Genomic DNA, 17,326 nt, shown 5'->3' on the forward strand with positions numbered 1-17,326 from the left:
CTTCAGGCGATCCTTTCGCCGGCTTTCCAGACGGCGCGCAAGTGGGGGAGATCGGCAGCGCTGCCGACCCGGAGCAGATCACCGCGCAAGCCGACGGCGATGGCGCCGCGATCTTCCAGACCGAGCATTTGCGCCGGAGCGAGGCTGACCATGCGCAGCGCGCCGGGCAGATCGGTCAGGCCCATGCGGGTCAGGGCAAAGGCGGCCTCCAGCAGGGCATGGGGCACATAGTCCGAAGCCAGCACCTGCACCAGTCCAGCCGCGACCAGATCTTTCACCGCGACATTGCCGGAATGGGAACCACCGCGCACCACGTTGGGCGCACCGGCTACCGTGGCCATGCCGAGTCGGCCGGCTTCCTGAGCGGCTTCCATGCTCACCGGAAATTCGGCGATGCGAATACCTTCTTTCGCATTGCGCTGAATTTCTTCGGCAGTACGGTCATCGTGACTGGCGATCTGCAAATGTATGCCCTGCCTGGTGGCCATTTCCTGCAGGGTGTGCAGGAGGTAATGGCGGTTTTTTTCACTATAGGTTTCGCGGCGTTGCTGGGATTCCTGAATCATCTGCTCCAGTTCGGCTTCGCTGTAGCCATCGCCGCGCCGGCTTTCCCGGAATTTGTCGAGATTGGCGTGTTGACCAACGCCGGGGGTATGGTCCATAAGGCTGATCATGTGGACCGGCGCTTGGGCCATGGCGGTTTCAAATAATGCCTGCATGTTGGGGGTGGGCAGTTCACAGCGCAGATGCAGCACATGGTCGGAACGCAGCAGACCCTGTTTTTCCAGAAAGGTGAGATCGACAATGGCATCGCGGAGGGTCTGAATACGCTGGCTTTCAAAACCGGCGTCGCCGACACAGAGTGCATCGGCGACGGTGGTGATGCCTGCCGCCGCGCACTGGCTGTCATGGGCCAGAAAGGCCGAGCGGGACGGCCAGCGGACGTTGCTGCGCGGTTGTACCTGACGTTCGAGGTTATCGGTATGAACATCCACCAATCCTGGCAGTAACCAGTCGCCTTGCCCATCTTCGCTGCCGGGGCGGGGGCGGGGGTCTTCATCCAGAGCGACAATGGTGCCATTCTCGTCCAGTTCGAGGGCACCGTGGACAATCCGATCTGCCAGCACCATGCGAAAATTACTGAAGGCCAATGTTTTCATGGGAAAGCTCCGATAGGGATGGGATGAAATATTGCCGGTCGGCGACCTGCCGGACCATGGCCGGGTCATGAAAAACGCCCAGTACTGCCCGCCCGGAGTGCTTGGCCTCCATGATCAGTTTTTGTACCACAGCGGCATTGTCACCATCCAGTGAGGCGGTCGGTTCATCCAGCATCACCAGAGGGTGCTGGCCGACAAAAGCGCGGGCCAGATTGACCCGTTGCTGTTCTCCTCCCGAGAAGGTGGCGGGGGGCAATGAATGCAGATGGCGAGGCAGATTCAGGGCGCTGAGCATGGCTGCGGCACGCTCCCCGGCCATCTGCTGGTCCAGGCCTTGCTCCATCAGAGGCTGGGCAACGATTTCCAGGGTGGATACCCGGGGAATGACCCGCAGAAACTGGCTGGCGTAAGCCATGACATGGCGACGCAGGGCGAGGATTTGTTGGGGGGAACTTTGGAGAATATCGACCATGCCCTGCCCGGTGCGCAGCCGTGCCGTGCCACTGTCACTGCGATAATTGCCGTAGAGGGTACGTAACAGGGAGGATTTACCGCTGCCCGAAGCGCCGGTTATAGCCACACATTCCCCCGCAGCCACAGTGAATGTGACCCCCTGCAAAACCGGTAAATGCCAGCCGCCACGCAGGTGCAGGACGAATTTTTTGCCGAGATTTTCGACTTCGAGAATATTCATGCCGGGAGTACCGAGCTGACCAGCAATTGGGCGTAGGGATGCCGGGGGTCATCCAGCACCTGGTCGGCCAGCCCTGCTTCGATGATTTCGCCCCGGCGCATGACGGCAATGCGCTGAGCGAGGAGGCGGGCCACGGCCAGATCGTGGGTGACCAGCAGCACCGCCATCTGCTCGTTGCTGACCAGTTTGCGCAGCAGATCGAGCAGGGCGGCCTGCACCGACACATCCAGGCCGCTGGTCGGTTCATCCAGATAGAGCAGGGCGGGTTGACTGATGAGGGTGCGGGCGATCTGCAGGCGTTGCAGCATTCCTCCGGAAAAAGTCTCGGGTAAATCATCGAGACGAGCCGTGTCGATTTCCACTTTTTCCAGCCAGTGCCGGGCTTCCTGGCGCAGGGTGGCATAATGCCGCAGGCCCATGGCCATGGGCCTTTCGATGATGTTACCGCCGGCGCTGATGGCCATGCGCAGGGCATCGCGGGGGTTCTGGCAGACATATCCCCAACGGCTGCGCTGAAGCTGGCGGAGTGTCTGCTGGCTGAGGCTTGCCAAGGGCTGGAGCCCGGCGTTGCCGATGGCGTGTACGCTGCCTTGGCAGGGTTGCAGGTTGCCGTAGAGGAGGTTGAGCAACGTGGATTTTCCGGAGCCGCTCTCGCCGACAATGGCGAGGACTTCACCGGGGAAGACTTCCAGGGAAACATCGCGCAGGACCATCTGGCTGCCGAAGTGAAAATGCAGATTTTGCGCCACCAGAACGGGGCCGGGAGCTGAAGTTGACGCAGCGGCGGGTGCGGGGACTGGAGTGGTTGCAGGGCTGGAAGAAGTCAGCATGCGCGTTGCTCGCAATAGTCCGTATCAGAGCAGATGTATTGCCTGGTCCCTTTATCGTCGAGAATGATTTCATCCTTGTAGGAACTGCTGGACCCGCAAATGGCGCAGGCTGCCTGGGCCTGCACCGGCGCAAAGGGGTAATCGTCAAAAGCCAGCGGCACGACCCGGGTGTAGGGAGGGACTGCATAAAGACGTTTTTCCCGCCCCGCGCCAAATAACTGCAAGGCGGGGCTCATGTGCATTTTCGGGACATCGAAGGCGGGGATGGGGGAGGGTGACATCAGGTAACGATCATGCACCATGACCGGATAGTCATAGCCGATGGCGACTCGCCCGTAGCGGGTAATATGGTCGTAAAGCTGCAAATACATCAGGCTGTAATCCCCCAGGGCATGTAACATCCGGGTTTCGGTACGGCGCGGTTCCAGTTTGAACAGTGGCTCGGGCATGGGTACCTGATAGACCATGATCTGCCCCCCTTGCAGGGCTGTTTCGGGAATCCGGTGGCGGGTCTGGATGATGCTGGCCAGGCGCGTTTTGGTCGTGCTGGCCACTCCCGCCACGCGCGCAAAAAACTGGCGGATGGATACCGCATTGGTGGTGTCGTCTGCCCCCTGGTCGATGACCTTGAGCACATCGTCTTTGCCGATAATGGCGGCAGTGAGCTGGATGCCACCGGTTCCCCAGCCATAGGGCAGGGGCATTTCCCGGCTGGCAAAAGGAATCTGATGACCGGGAATGGCGACAGCCTTGAGCAGGCTGCGACGAATGGCGCGCTTGCTCTGTTCATCGAGGTAGGCAAAATTATAGTCCATCGGAATGCTCCGTCGGGGTATTTTTCGGATGCGCGCGCAGCGCCCGCAGGGTGGCTATTTCACTCTGAAAATCCACATGATGAGGAAGCTTGAGATGCTCCACAAAACCGGTGGCTTCGACATTGTCACAATGACTGAGCACAAATTCTTCATCCTGGGCCGGTGCTTGGACTTTTTCTCCTAATTCCGGGGCGCGCAAGGCCCGATCCAGCAGCGCCATGGCAATGGCCTTGCGTTCATTATGTCCGAAGACCAGTCCGTAGCCCCGGGTAAAGGTGGCTTGTTCCGGTGTGTCGCCGTGGAACTGATTGATCATCAGGCATTCGGTCATGCTTATTTGGCCAATGCAGATAGTGAAACCGAGTTCCGGAGGGGTGATTTCCACATTCACGCTACCCTGACGAAGTTCAGCAATAAAGGGATGATTCTGCCCGTAACCGCGTTGGGTGGAATAGGCCATGCCCAGCAGAAAGCCTTCGTCGGCACGCGCCAGGGTTTGCAGGCGCTGCGCACGGCTGGCGGGAAAGCCGGGAGGAGTCTGGGTGATGTCGCGGTTTTCTTCTGTCGGTGCGGCGGTGCTGGTTTCGATGAAACCTTCCTGTTCAAGGAGTTGCATGACCCCGGAATGCCTGGTTTCTGCTGCATCATCTTCGGACTTGACGAATGGCTCGGCAGCGCTTTGCGGCGCGGGCAGATGCTGGAAATAGCCGAGCAGGCGATGGGAGTAATCATAAGTAGCCCCTAACTGCTGGCCGCCGGGAACATCTTTGAAGGCGGCAGAAATATGGCGTTGGGGCTGGCTCTCCGACAGCTTGAGGGGCTCGGCATCGAGAAAACGGCTGAGGGTGGCCCGGTATGCGCGGACGATGAACACCGCTTCGATACTATCCCCCTGAGCCTGTAACAATGCCCGGGCGGCAATGTCGCGATCATAGAGAGAGGCTTCCGCCATGATGCGATCAATGCCCAGACGCAATTGCTGGTCCAGTTGCAGTGGAAGCTGATCTACGGGCGTATCGGAAGCGTTATTTTTGGGATAAAGCGTCTCTGCGATAAGTTGATGCGCAGCGCCAATGGCCCGGGCACCGCCTTTTACGGCCACATAAGACATGGATTATGCCTCCTCTAAGCGGCAAATGCTGACGGATCGGGGCAGACAAAGGCATTGTTCCCGGCAGCACAATATCAGGTCCACGCCCCGGGGATACAGGGACTGCTGTTTCTGCCAGAAAGGGAGGAACCCTGCGCCCAGATCGGGGGCGATGCTGCGGGTGCTGACGATGCCCGGCCCCGTGAGTTGCAGGGGCTTAGCAGCGTCCAGACTGTCCAGTTCAAGGATGAGGGTTGCGCCTTGCTCGGGTTCTTCTTCGCTGCCCATAGGCACCGGGGTGGATTCCCAGTCCCAGTGTTTTTCTGTGCCCAGCACAAAATGCGCCGCATCCATGGAAACCATGGGGGCATGGCAGTGGGTAGCCAGCCAGGGCGATACCGCAGCGCACATGCCTACGAGGGCAACAGGGCTGCCCGCATCCATTAGCGTCTGACAAATGGCGGCACAAGCAGGGGACAGGGGTGCGGGGGCTGAATGAGCAGGAATGGTCGCGATTTCGCCCGGTGCAGACATGGCAGTGAGTAAGGTTCGGAAAACCTGCTGTTGCTGTTCTGGATTCATGTGCGCATGTTTTCCATGCTGAAAAAACGGACCTGGGTTTTCTGCATGGCGGTCGCAGTGTCCTGTTCCCGTTGTATACGCTCCTGACGCAACTGGTTGATGTTTTCCCAGTATGTGGCGTAATGGTTCGGATCCTGCAACAAGGCATCCCAGCGGGCCGCCCAGAGGGCAATTTCGGGTTGCTGCCCCAATATCCAGGAAACCCCCACATGACCGTGGCTGTCCTGGACCCGGCAACGGGTGACGCTGCAATCGCCCACCGGAAATGTGCCGCCGCTACCGGCAATAGGACCATGAATCAGGATGGTGCCGATTTCCGGGCCTTCGAGGAGCTGATAGTCAGGCCATGGAGTTACGGTAGCCGCCATGGCCTGCAGCGTTTTCAGGCTGGATTGGGCGAGTTCGCTTATCCAGAGGGCGCGCTGGGGGCGGGAGGCTTGTTCCTGCTTGGGTTTGTTATCCATGCTGTCCCGTAAGTCATATAGACAACTATATCTTATCAGGAAGGAACAGCCTGATCAAACACCGTAGGCTTCTTCGCATCTTGCTCCAGCGCTGCGGTGACGTAAGATTAAGTTGCGGGTCGGGGCTTTCGTTAACTCCATGGTTGCCGCGCCTTGGCCCTGGTCTGGAGCGCCGTTTGATCAAGCAGCCGATTGCAGGGCTAGTTCTTCTTTGCTTGTACTGATTTCTTCCAGGCTGCGGTTGCCCGGTTCCATATTTTTTCCTAACAGCAAGGTGACCATCAGTCCCAGCAGTGCGGTCGCGGCAAGAATCAGCATCAACCAGCCATCGCCAACCGCCGCATGTACCGAAGGCAGCAGGAAAACCGAAGTGGCAGCGGCCACCCGCGAACAGGCCGTCGCCAGGCCGTGGGCGGACGCCCGCAAATCCGTCGGAAATAATTCCACCGGCAAAAACCAGGTCGTTGAACCCGGCCCGAAGTTATTGGCAAAGGTATAGCCGAACAAGGCAATGGCCAGTAACCAGAGAGGCGGAGCCGTAAACAGGGCTACCAGGCCCAGGGTTCCGAGAAACAGGACATCCAGGGCGAAACCGATGTTCTGGGGCATGAGTCGCCCTAATCTGCGGGTGGTCAAAGCCAGCAGGGCGATGCCTCCCAAAGCCACCAGATCAAAAATGATGTTCCATATCAGCGCCGCCGTGTGGGAGTGAACGCCAAAACTGCCGAGGAGCGTAGGCAGATAAATAATCAGGCCGTATCCACTGATATCCATCATCATCCAGGGAAGCAAAATCAACAGGGTCCGGCGCAGCCAGGATGCCTGAAACAGGGTGGCCCAGGCACGCAGCGGACGTTCGTCCTTTTGCTGATCCGCCATGGCCGCACGTAAAGTACCCTCATCCACGCCTGGAGAAATCTGGCGCAGGACGCGAATCGCATCCTCCGGCCGATTGTGGGCAATGTACCAGCGTGGCGTTTCCGGCAGATTGCGACGTAACCATAGTACCGCCAGCGCTGGTAGAGCGCCGCTGATGAACATCCAGCGCCAGGCATCGGGCCCGGTTTGTAAGAGCAGCAGTCCGACGACGGCGGAAACTGCTGCACCGATCATCCACAGCGTAAAAGCCCAGGAAAGCCCACTGCCGCGTTGCATTTTGGGCATGAATTCGGCGATATAACTGGAGCTCAGCGGATAATCCATGCCGACGCCAATGCCAAGCACAAAACGCAAAACAATCAGAGAGGTGACATCCCAGGCAAAACCAGAAACTATGGCCGCTATAAAAAATGTGGCGACATCAATCAGATAAAGCACCTTGCGACCGAAGCGATCTGCTATGCGCCCACCAATCAGGCCACCCAGCGCCGCTCCGGCAAGGGTCGCAGCCCCCAGTAGCCCCATTTGGGTGGGGCCAAGATGCCACTGTGGCTTAAGCAGAAGCAGGGCCACGGCAATGATGGAAAGGTCATAACCATCCAGAAAAATTCCCAGCCCCGCCGCCATGACAATGCGCCGATGCCGGGAATTGATTTTGAGGTTATCGAAATGGGTATGGATTGCTTGCATGGGGAATCTCCTGCATAAATAATAAAAACCCTGCATCACGAATCGAAATGCAGGGCTACGCGATCACCAGAAAATACGTTAATCAGGAAGATTAAAAAGAAGCAGTAATGGAGGCATATACTGCTCTAGGAGTGCCAGGACTAGCCAGAATGCTTCCCTCGCTGCCTGCTCCGTAATTGCCGCCCGCAGAAACATATCCCTGGACGTTGTATTTGCGGTTCAGCAGGTTATCCAACATGAGCGAGACGCGCATCAGTTTAAGGCCGGGAATATCGTGATCAAACATGGTAGTACGGGCAGATAATGACAAATTCACCAGATTGACTGCAGAAAATGGCAATTGTAGTGTCGTTGGCGAAGCAGTGATGTCACTGGACAAGTAGGTTGCTGACTGATAGTTATCCAGCGCCCTGATACTCCACAATGTCTGGTCAGCATACAAGCGGTATCCCAAACCGAAATTGATGTTATAGGTGGGCAAACCGGTGACTCTGGCACCATTTACGGCCTGACCTGCTGCATCTACCGTATTTTCTGTTCCATGTAATATGCTTCCCAATAAGCGCGCATTGAAACCTAAGCGTTGCCCATAAGCTAACAGAAAGTTTACGCCATTGATGGTTTCATTGGCGGGTTCTACAATAATATTTTGTGACTCTGCCTGGGTAATCTGAACTGCCAGATCACTGAGCTTCTGGTGCACAAATGAAACCTGACCTTCCAATGGCCCATGCACATACTTTAACCCGGCCATCAGGAAATTGATTTTTGCAGGCTTTGTCGGAGCAATAACCGGATGCGATGCACCCTCTCCATAAGCACTATCTATTTGCGTTTGATAATTTTGTGACCATGTTCCGAAGGCGTGGAGCGACGGAGTAATGGTCGCATTAATGGCGACGCTGGGTGCAAGTTTGGTAAAGTTTACGGTATCACCGGGAACCTTGGGGAAATCTCCGAGAGTATCACCGGGATACAAGTCTTCAGCTGAAACAGAGGTCACATTATTCACTGAAATGTGATAATTGATGAGATTAAGGCCGGGAGTTATGGAAATAAATGAGACAGGGGTGATTTTATCTTGCAGAAAAGCGCTGGCTGCACTCCAATGATCATGATCATCACGATAATAAAGCGGGTTGTTACTGCCTAATTCAAATCCTGGTATAAATGATGAGTATCCCGCAAATGCTGAATCATAGGTGGTTTGCTGGTAATAACCACCGACATCAACTTTATTATAGGGGAGGTCAATAGTGAAATCACCACGATACCCAAAATTTCCTGATGAAGTAGGATAGTATTCCGTATTCAGTTTCGGAGCCATGGGGTAATTATCTACCCGGACTTTAAGACGGTTGCCGGCACGATACCAGACCGCGTTATGAAATTTAACATTTTTGGATAAGTCCGTGGTGAGTTTTAAATAACCCAGATAGGTAATATATTTTTCATGTTTTCTCCAGAGGCCGCTGGAAGGGGTGTAGTAAAAACCAGAGGTAACCTGACTCAAGGCGGGGCCTTCCACGCCATTACCATTAACGGATCCACCTGCAAATGGATATACGGGGATCAGATGTGGACGATTTTCTTCGGTATGATTGAAGTAAAATCCCATGGTGAATTTACCATCCTGGTATTTTTTTTGTGTTTTGATAAAAATCGCGGAGCTCTCGGATGGGCCGGTGAGGGAAGGGCTCACACGCGCCTGTCCTGTTCTCGTATAACCTCCAGCGATATAGGTTTTCCAGCCATCCATTGAACCGGTGGAAATGCCCGTACTCGCATTATAAGCATTGAAGCTGCCAGCCCCGATGTCCACAAAAGCCGCTGGCTTCTCACCCGATGATTTCGTCTGAAAATCAATGGTACCCCCCATGGAATCGAACCAGTGCTGTTTGGCAGTGCCAGGTCCATAGACGACATTGATACCGGAAAACATCGAAGAAATTGGAAGTTCTGCTGTAGAAAATCCATGATAGGAAGCTAATGGATTATTCAAAGGTATTCCATCCATAAGCACCTGATTACCATTCATTTCCGCCTGGCCTGTTTCATCAAAGCCAATCTGAATACCATTCAGTCGAATTTGATATCTGTTTGCTCCGCTGGAAGTGCCAGTACGGCGCGCCTGGAAGCCGGGAGTGGTAGCAGCAATGGCTTCTACGATACTACCACCCGAGAGCGTGTTATCTTCAATGTTCCGCTGAGATATATGTACTTTTTGTACTGGTGAGTTAAGATCAACTTTCTTTTTATTGCCCTTGTTTTGCTCTGAAGTACCCGATGCCTGGCCATTGACTTCACCGACATTGATGGCTGGAGATGTTGTTATGTTATCGGCATAAGCTGTTGATAAATCGCTTATGCCGATAACTCCTGTAGAAAACAGAGCTATGACTAATGCTTTTCTGGATAAAAAAAGATGCTTCATAAATTCCTCATGTAGATCATGGTTGGGTGCGATAAAATTACTTACTTCTTAATTAAATTAATACTGGTTTAATATTTGCCGGATCAGAAAAACTTACCTCTCCTGTTTCTATGTGTCCGGCAAGACGCCAAGTATGCGTCTCAGTTTTAATTTCCAGATCATACCAATGGTGACTTTTTGCTAATGGCCAGGTAATATGAGCGCTTGAACCTCTATCCAATTTCAAGAATATTGATGCCTGACCGTAACTACAGTCACTAATGTGTACAGCCTGAACGTTTGAGCTGTGATTGTGAAAATGAAGTGCAATATCTCCATTTTTTTGGGGTGATTCGTCTATTACTAACCCGGTTGGACCTGTGCCAGATAGTTTGCGCACATATCCATCTGGCCCGTACAATGTAAAAGCCAGTTTATGATCTTTGGGGATGATTATTTCATCCTCAAGATGATCATGACTACCAACGGTATAATGGTATGGAAGCTCGTAGCTGGCATCCCAATATGCGGTACAGACTACCCCTATTGGAGAGGAATTATGTATTTTGAGCTGGACTCCATTTCGGGTTGCTTTCAGTTCCACTCTGGTATTGTAGTTAATTGGTCGCCGCCGTCTCAGCGCGCTTTCTTGCGGGTGAATAGCTAAAGCTTGTTCCTCAGGCACCACAGGAGCTGGCAAAGTAGACTCATGATGAACAGTCGCTACATAGTTTGCCGTGCTGGGCAAAAAAACCTGACGTTCATCTGGTCGTGTGAAGTCAAATGCAGAAGTCAGGTCTCCGCAAACAGCACGTCGCCAAGCGGCAATATTAGGTTCATTCACCCCAAAGCGTTTCTCAATAAAACGAATGACAGAGGTGTGATCAAACACCTCGGAACATACATAACCGCCTTTGCTCCACGGTGATATGGCCATCATTGGCACGCGAGGTCCAAGTCCATAAGGCAATTGATCGGGACTATAAAGTACCGGCCAATCTGCTTTGACACGATCGTGTATCATTCCTTCTGTACTGATAGTTGATTTCCCCGGGCGAACCGGTGTTGGTGGCTGTGGGGGTGGCACATGGTCAAAAAAGCCATCATTCTCATCGTAGTCCAGAATCAGGACAGTCTTGGCCCATACATCTGGATTACCCGTCAATGCGTCCAACACTCGTGCAATATACATTGCACCATATGCCGGAGGATAAGAAGGATGTTCGCAATAGCCTGCTGGCGTAACAATCCAGGATACTTGTGGTAAGCGATCATGCAACACATCATCTCTGAGTGTTTTGATACCACCTTCAGTGACCGCTCTGCGATACAGCTCAGAATTGGTCGGTGCTTCTGCAAAGGTCTTGAAATACATCAGCGCATTATCACCATAACATCCGGTCATAGGATTATGGTTGATCGTATGCAATTGTTCTTGGTACACCTTCCAAGATATGCCCGCATTTTGTAGACGTTCTGCATAAGTTGGCCAAGTAAATGGCTCGGTTTTATGGTAGCCATTAGGACCATTGCCAGGCCAATAATTAGCATCATCAATTAATGGTCCGCCATTTTTACCATCAGGATCTATAGTGCCGCTGAATAACATACAACGATTGGGTTCAGTGGGTCCTGGAATAGATGCAAAATAATGGTCACAAACCGTGAAAGCATCAGCAAGAGCATAATGAAAGGGAATATCCTGGCGCTGGAAATACCCCATCGTCATGTCAGTTTTATTCAATGGCCAGGCGTTCATGAGGCCACCGGCAATGGCACCATGTTGAGAAGCCCAGCTATGATCAAGATCTTGTATGAATTGCGCAGAGGTTTTTTGTGTATTCAGATGAAAAGGAAGAATATATTTACTCGGGTCGTTCATGCGCCCCTGGAACCAGACTGGTTTGCCGTTTGGTAACGTCAGTGGAAATCTATCGTTATATCCTCGTACACCATTGAGTTGGCCAAAATAATGGTCAAATGATCGGTTTTCCTGCATAAATACAATAATATGTTCTACATCTTCCAGTGTTCCAGAGCGATTGTTTGCTGGAAGCAAGGCTGCTCGGGAAACAGAATTTCCTAGAAATGCCGTAAGACTTACTCCAATGCCTATATTTTTAAGAAAATCACGTCTTTTCATTATGATCTGTCCCTTTTCGAGCTGGCTTTTCAAACTTAATATTCATCTGTTTTTCCATTGATTCCAGAATATCTCAAATAGCCAAACTCAGAGTTGCAGGACGGGTTGCTTATTGGCCGGGTCTGTTTTGCTCATGTGACCAGTCTCCACATGACCAGCTAAACGCCAAGTGTGGGACTTGTCCTTGATCTCAAGATCGTACCATTGGTCACTGGCCGTAAGAGGAAAATCCATTGTCTGTAACGCATTAGCGCCCAGGTGCAGGTTGCGGGGTTCGCCGCCATAGGCCTTATCATGGATTTGAATCTGCCGAGAATCCTGGCCTAGGTTATGTAGAACGATTCGGATGTTGCCATTGCGCAAATATTCTTCTGTCACCATCAAATGACTTTGACCTTGTCCTTGCAACTTGCGGATGAAGCCATTGGGTCCGTGGATTGTCATAGCCGCAGGAACGTCATGAGGCCAAGTGATATGGTCTTCCAGGGAATGCCCTTTACCGATAGTGTAACGTTGTGGAAGTGTTGTGCTGCCATCCCAGTATGCCCAACAACAAATTCCAAGGCTGGAGGGGTTCTGGCAATGGATGCTGTAACCTTTCGAATCGGCTTGTATTTGTAAAGCTTGTCGGTAGTCGATAGGCATAGCCGGGCGTTGACCGACTTCTTGGGAGATGATTTTATCCTGTGACCCTGCAGTGGGTACCTGAGGTAGAGGTAACTCGGTTACGGAACGTTCCACCAGTGCAAAATTGTTGGTCGTGCTGGGCAAGAAATATTTACGCAGATCCGTTCGTGAAAAATCGAATGCGGAGGTCAAGTTACCTGCCACAGCACGACGCCAATCGGTAATATTGGGTTCTGACACTCCGAAGCGTTTTTCAACGAAGCGAAGTACAGAGGTGTGGTCAAAAACTTCGGAACAAACCTTACCGCCCCGACTCCAGGGAGAAATGACGATCATCGGTACCCTTGGTCCCATACCATAAGGAAGATCATCGGGAAGAAACAGCGGGGCCTGCCCTGGATTGACCATATCATGCACTTCGCCCGCCGTGCTGACCGTGCTCTTACCCGGGCGCACTGGAGTCGGAGGTTGGGGAGGAATGAGATGATCGAAAATGCCGTCGTTTTCATCATAATTCAGGAAGAGCGCCGTACGTGACCAAACCTTGGGATTGGCGGTCAGGGCTTCCAGCACCCGGGCAATATAGACTGCTCCGTAAGCAGGGGCATAGGAAGGGTGTTCTGTATACGCAGCCGGAGCCACAATCCAGGAAACCTGCGGAAGCTGATCATGAAGGACGTCCTCACGGAATCTGCGTAAGCCGCGTACAGATATTCCGCGCTTGCGCAAAGGTGAATCGTTAGAAGCATCTACATATTGCTGAAACATTTGCAACGGATTGTCGCCGTAATTACCCTCGAAGGGTTTTTCAAAGCTCAGATTGGTACCTTCCTGATAGACTTGCCAGGTAATACCAGCTTTCTGTAGTCGCTCAGGGTAAGTGGGCCACTTTACCGGCGGGAATTTTTTCGGATCTGTAATGTAATCGTTGTTATTGATCAGCGGTCCACCTCCCTTGCCGGAGGGGTCCACCATTCCAGTCCACTGGTAAGCACGATTGGGGTGGGTGGGACCTGCCAGAGAAGCAAAATAATGATCACAAACCGTAAAAGCATCTGCCAGCGCATAGTGATAGGGGATATCCTCCCGCAGATAGTAACCCATCGTCCGATCTGTCTTCGCCAGCGGCCAGGCATTGAAAAGACCACCAGCGTTGGCCGCGTGGGTGCTATACCAACTATGATCCAGATCGCCGATCACCTGCGCCGAGGTCGTTAAGGTATTCAAATGGTAAGGTAAAATGAAGGCACTGGGATCGCTTAGACGCGGTTGTGCCCAGATATTTCGACCGCCGGGTATGGACAATGGGAAGCGATCATTATAGCCCCGAACCCCGGATAAATGTCCGAAATAATGATCGAATGAGCGGTTTTCCTGCATAAAAATAACAATGTGCTCAACATCTTCAATGCTTCCACTGGCTGAATAGGCAGGTGTTGCCAGGGCGCGTTGAATGGACAAAGGTAAGGTAGCTGTTACTGCACCCGCCACAGCAAGGGTTTTGAGAAAATCGCGGCGGCTGTAACCATTATTTCCATGATTCATGTTATTTACCTCCATTAGACAAAGCTTTCAAAGCTGCGACGGCCTCTGGATACCCTTTTTGGGCGGCCTTTTGCACCCAGTGTAGGGCCTCTTTGGGGTCTTTTTTGACCCCATAGCCCTTGCTATAAGCGAGATAAAACAACATGTCGGCATAGGGATCGCCCTGGGCTACCGCTTGTCGCAAAGTCGTGAAAGTTTCTGCATATAACGCTTTGGCCTTCTCTTGATTCTTGGGTACACCCCAGCCCTTGGCATAGCTTTCAGCCAAGTAGAAAACGTCAGGAACAATTTCTTTCACGTCTTCGGCATATCGCGCCCAATAAGACGCCTTTACCGGGTTGGCCGCTAAGCCAACAGCGCCATTGAGGTACATCACTCCCAGTTCTCGCGCCGCCCAGGCGTTGCCCTGTAAAGCCGCCCGGGTGAGATAAATGAGTAAGTTTTGAGTGTTATTCACCGAGGGGCTTTCTTTACTCAAATACTGGGCAAGGACTTGGCTTGCCCAACCGCTGCCCATCCCGCTGGCCTTCTCTAGCCAGGGTTTTGCTTGGAAAGAGTCAGATTCGCAGACCCAATAGGCAGCTAAAGCAACTACTCCCTCATATTCACCTTTCTCAGCACTCTGCTGGATAGTTGCCAAAGCAGCCGCATTCTGTTGTAGGCAAGCCATGGAAGCCTGGGCCAATGGCCCTTTCCAGCGTTCCGTAGCGGCATGGATCGGGACCAGCCCTAAGGTGAGATATAAGGAGCCCAAAAAAACGAGAGTGATTGACTGGCGCATTTTGTTTCCTAGCTCAGAACTTGACATTGATTCCGCCGAATACCTGCAGCGGTGCGCCGGCATAAGCAAATAGTGAGGGCTGCTCTGTGGGATCGTAGCCACCAGTAGCCAGATAAATGGCAGACTGGTACTTTCTATTTAACAGATTGTAAATGCCAAAGGTAAAAGAGGTTTCTTTAACTCCGGGAATCAGATGGTTCAGCGCCACTGTCTTATAACTTGTCGATAAGTTAACTAGATTGTATGCATCGACGGTTTGATTGGTCGGGCCGCCAGAAACGTTGTCATATAAGGTTTGTCCGCCAGAATATTGATCGGTAAGTGTTGGTTCGATCAGCCCGCCAGGCACCCTTATTTTATAAGAGACTGAAACATTAAAGGAATAATGTGGAATCCCTGCCAGTCTTCTGCCATTAAATGAAACACCGCTATTGTTATGATCGCTGGTATAATAGGAATGTTGTACATTGGCAGAACCGTATAAATACAACTGCCATATCGGCTTCCATTTTAAATAAGCGTTTACACCCTGATATACCGCATTTCCAAGGTTATAACCCGAGGCATTGAACTGCGTAATTGATCCTGACACTCCGTTGAGTACATTCGTCAGATAGTCGTGATAGTAGTTTACTCCAGCATTTAGAGCTTTATCATGATAGCGTAGACCAATTTCATAATCTTCTGCCTTGGTAATGGGGATATCGGCAGCATTAATCTTAATATTCTGTAAATAAGCACCATAGGCCAGATCGGTTTCATTCTGATAAGTGGTGCTATAATTAGCATACGCAGACACATTATTTGTCACTTTATAATTGATCCCGACAGATGGTTCTAGACGAGTAAAGTTAGTTTTTGCGCCAGGGGTGGCCGTAAGATAATGCGCTTTGGTATCTGGGTTCTCCAAGTCACTCATTGAGGTATAGAAACCAGCAAGGGCTAGCCCAGGTGTGATACGTAGATGCCCAGATAACAGTTTTATCGTGTCCTGGGCAAATAAATTGCTGAAGAAACTATTTATTTCTACGTTGTTATATACGTATGGATTTTTTTGAGATGTGCCTAAATACGGATTCCAAAGATCTTCGTTGGTATTATATTGCTGATATGACAACCAGCCGCCCAAGGCAACATCGTTGTAATGGGAATGCAAGGTCACATCAAGTCTATCTCCATAAGAGTTATTGGTTGGTGCATAATGCTCTGCAGCTTCAGGATTATAATCAGTAGCTCCGTAATTGAAGTAGGCCTGATGTAAACGATAGGCATGGCGGTACCAGGGGGTATTCTTCAGGTGCCATCCACCGCCTAGATCAAATAGTTGCTGCGAATACAGAATCCATGAGTCAACGATGTCATCTTTGTACCAAAGGTCGGCAGACGGAACATAGTAGAATCCACTGGTTTGCTGGCTCAATAATTGCCCGGGTTTGCCATAGCCATTTACGCTATAGCCTGGAATGGGTGTAACAGGAACTGTGAGACTATGGGTGGCATCGGATTTTTCATAATAAAATCCCAATGTAAATAAGCCATTTGAAAAAGGGTGGGCAGTCTTCATATAGACTGCCCATGAATGCTGAGGCCAAGTACTGGGTCCTTGGAAAAAAGAGTTTGCCGCTGTATATCCTCCAGCCAGTACTGTTGACCAACCATAAAATTCCCCTGTATTTAACGAAAAGCTTGCCGTTTTGCTGCCATAACTTCCAAATGAAAGATTCACTTTGGCATTAGGTCGCTTACTGGGCTGTAAAGGTACAAAGTTTATGGTTCCCCCCATGCTGTCATACCATCGAGTCTGGGGATTGCCTGGCCCATAAACAATATTTACACCATGAATCATGGTTAATAGAGGTATCTGGCTGGAATTCCACTGCCCATCATTGGTAATCTGATTGTTCATGGGGATGCCATCAAACAATACACTGATTTGATTTCGATAAGTATTACCACTCCACCAGCCTATACCCATCCCATTGATGGTTATATTGTATCGTCCAGATCCATTCTGGGGGTTTTCACTCATAATGTGCACACCCGGTGCAGTGGCCAGCAATTCCGCAACACCGGAATTGGGACTAACCATTTTCTTATTTTCTTTAGTAAGCGTAACTACAGACTGCGTTGAATTGAAGACCTGCTTATTGGTCAATGTCTGATGTAGGGGAGCAGTTTTTTTATCATACTTGCTGATAATTTTTGCAGAACTAGAGCTATTTACCTCGCCAACATTAACTGCAGGCATGGCGTTGTCGTCAGCATCACTGGCAACTGCCTGGTTGGACAAGATAAAACCACTCCCAAAAATCACTGCACTTAATACTGCCCGCGATACATAAGACGTTTTGCGCATTTTAGCTCCATATCGTAGTGGGGTGTGACAGAATCAAACGAATTCATTTCCATTGGTGCTTTGCTATTTCGTTTTCGCAGCAATCCCAATATCACTGACGCCCGCCTTCTGGCAGCGGTCCATGACATGGATGAAATCCTGAAAAGGCACGCCTTTGTCGGCGGCGATGGTGATCTGGGTTTTGCCCGGATCGCCATCACTGGCGAGCATTTGCTGCAGGGCATCCAGATCATAGTGATGGCCCTTCACATTGACCG

At 51.5% G+C, this 17,326-nt stretch carries 14 protein-coding genes; all 14 read right to left on the minus strand.

The features are described from left to right. Positions 1–2: 2 nt before the first annotated feature. A complete protein-coding gene (locus tag AC2VLR_RS07585; RefSeq protein ID WP_486881579.1) occupies positions 3–1,160 on the minus strand; it encodes an alpha-D-ribose 1-methylphosphonate 5-triphosphate diphosphatase in 1,158 nt (385 codons plus the stop codon). Next, positions 1,138–1,854 (minus strand): phosphonate C-P lyase system protein PhnL, encoded by a 717-nt coding sequence (phnL, locus tag AC2VLR_RS07590; RefSeq protein WP_486881580.1) that lies wholly within the window; start codon positions 1,852–1,854, stop codon positions 1,138–1,140. Before phnL ends, AC2VLR_RS07585 begins: the two co-directional genes overlap by 23 nt. Beyond that, positions 1,851–2,684, minus strand: a complete 834-nt coding sequence (locus tag AC2VLR_RS07595) for an ATP-binding cassette domain-containing protein (protein WP_486881581.1) — start codon at positions 2,682–2,684, stop codon at positions 1,851–1,853. Before AC2VLR_RS07595 ends, phnL begins: the two co-directional genes overlap by 4 nt. Continuing rightward, a complete protein-coding gene (locus AC2VLR_RS07600; RefSeq protein WP_486881582.1) occupies positions 2,678–3,499 on the minus strand; it encodes an alpha-D-ribose 1-methylphosphonate 5-phosphate C-P-lyase PhnJ in 822 nt (273 codons plus the stop codon). Before AC2VLR_RS07600 ends, AC2VLR_RS07595 begins: the two co-directional genes overlap by 7 nt. After that, a complete protein-coding gene (locus AC2VLR_RS07605) occupies positions 3,489–4,610 on the minus strand; it encodes a carbon-phosphorus lyase complex subunit (protein WP_486881583.1) in 1,122 nt (373 codons plus the stop codon). Before AC2VLR_RS07605 ends, AC2VLR_RS07600 begins: the two co-directional genes overlap by 11 nt. 3 nt (positions 4,611–4,613) lie before the next feature. Next, entirely contained in the window at positions 4,614–5,171 is a 558-nt protein-coding gene (gene phnH, locus AC2VLR_RS07610; protein ID WP_486881584.1) for a phosphonate C-P lyase system protein PhnH, read from the minus strand. Beyond that, entirely contained in the window at positions 5,168–5,635 is a 468-nt protein-coding gene (gene phnG, locus AC2VLR_RS07615) for a phosphonate C-P lyase system protein PhnG (protein ID WP_486881585.1), read from the minus strand. Before phnG ends, phnH begins: the two co-directional genes overlap by 4 nt. 180 nt (positions 5,636–5,815) lie before the next feature. Beyond that, positions 5,816–7,204: an MFS transporter gene (locus tag AC2VLR_RS07620; RefSeq protein WP_486881586.1), complete on the minus strand. Its 1,389-nt coding sequence runs from the start codon at positions 7,202–7,204 to the stop codon at positions 5,816–5,818. A gap of 91 nt (positions 7,205–7,295) precedes the next feature. Next, positions 7,296–9,638, minus strand: coding sequence for a TonB-dependent receptor (locus tag AC2VLR_RS07625; protein ID WP_486881587.1), 2,343 nt, complete (start codon positions 9,636–9,638; stop codon positions 7,296–7,298). Between the two features lie 52 nt (positions 9,639–9,690). Beyond that, positions 9,691–11,760 carry a phosphocholine-specific phospholipase C gene (locus AC2VLR_RS07630; RefSeq protein ID WP_486881588.1) on the minus strand — a complete coding sequence of 690 codons (2,070 nt, stop codon included), beginning with the start codon at positions 11,758–11,760 and terminating at the stop codon, positions 9,691–9,693. Positions 11,761–11,847: 87 nt separating this feature from the next. Then, the gene (locus tag AC2VLR_RS07635; protein ID WP_486881589.1) at positions 11,848–13,947 is read right to left on the minus strand and encodes a phosphocholine-specific phospholipase C; all 2,100 of its coding nucleotides are present in this window, start codon (positions 13,945–13,947) and stop codon (positions 11,848–11,850) included. Continuing rightward, on the minus strand, positions 13,934–14,713 hold the full coding sequence (locus tag AC2VLR_RS07640) for a tetratricopeptide repeat protein (protein WP_486881590.1): 780 nt from the start codon (positions 14,711–14,713) through the stop codon (positions 13,934–13,936). The genes AC2VLR_RS07635 and AC2VLR_RS07640 overlap by 14 nt, the downstream gene beginning before the upstream one ends. A 13-nt stretch (positions 14,714–14,726) precedes the next feature. Beyond that, positions 14,727–17,069 carry a TonB-dependent receptor gene (locus tag AC2VLR_RS07645; protein WP_486881591.1) on the minus strand — a complete coding sequence of 781 codons (2,343 nt, stop codon included), beginning with the start codon at positions 17,067–17,069 and terminating at the stop codon, positions 14,727–14,729. Between the two features lie 63 nt (positions 17,070–17,132). Then, the coding region (locus AC2VLR_RS07650) for an ExbD/TolR family protein (RefSeq protein ID WP_486881592.1) at positions 17,133–17,326 on the minus strand (194 nt) is incomplete at its 5' end.

This window comes from Acidithiobacillus sp. TH-A117 (genome assembly GCF_057473465.1).

Bases quoted from the DNA above. Each gene is read 5' to 3' on its own strand.
- phnL (WP_486881580.1), bottom strand. From the start codon at position 1,854: ATGAATATTCTCGAAGTCGAAAATCTCGGCAAAAAATTCGTCCTGCAC.
- AC2VLR_RS07620 (WP_486881586.1), bottom strand. From the start codon at position 7,204: ATGCAAGCAATCCATACCCATTTCGATAACCTCAAAATCAATTCCCGG.
- AC2VLR_RS07635 (WP_486881589.1), bottom strand. From the start codon at position 13,947: ATGGAGGTAAATAACATGAATCATGGAAATAATGGTTACAGCCGCCGC.
- phnH (WP_486881584.1), bottom strand. From the start codon at position 5,171: ATGAATCCAGAACAGCAACAGCAGGTTTTCCGAACCTTACTCACTGCC.
- AC2VLR_RS07630 (WP_486881588.1), bottom strand. From the start codon at position 11,760: ATGAAAAGACGTGATTTTCTTAAAAATATAGGCATTGGAGTAAGTCTT.
- phnG (WP_486881585.1), bottom strand. From the start codon at position 5,635: ATGGATAACAAACCCAAGCAGGAACAAGCCTCCCGCCCCCAGCGCGCC.
- AC2VLR_RS07595 (WP_486881581.1), bottom strand. From the start codon at position 2,684: ATGCTGACTTCTTCCAGCCCTGCAACCACTCCAGTCCCCGCACCCGCC.
- AC2VLR_RS07625 (WP_486881587.1), bottom strand. From the start codon at position 9,638: ATGAAGCATCTTTTTTTATCCAGAAAAGCATTAGTCATAGCTCTGTTT.
- AC2VLR_RS07640 (WP_486881590.1), bottom strand. From the start codon at position 14,713: ATGCGCCAGTCAATCACTCTCGTTTTTTTGGGCTCCTTATATCTCACC.
- AC2VLR_RS07585 (WP_486881579.1), bottom strand. From the start codon at position 1,160: ATGAAAACATTGGCCTTCAGTAATTTTCGCATGGTGCTGGCAGATCGG.
- AC2VLR_RS07645 (WP_486881591.1), bottom strand. From the start codon at position 17,069: ATGCGCAAAACGTCTTATGTATCGCGGGCAGTATTAAGTGCAGTGATT.
- AC2VLR_RS07600 (WP_486881582.1), bottom strand. From the start codon at position 3,499: ATGGACTATAATTTTGCCTACCTCGATGAACAGAGCAAGCGCGCCATT.
- AC2VLR_RS07605 (WP_486881583.1), bottom strand. From the start codon at position 4,610: ATGTCTTATGTGGCCGTAAAAGGCGGTGCCCGGGCCATTGGCGCTGCG.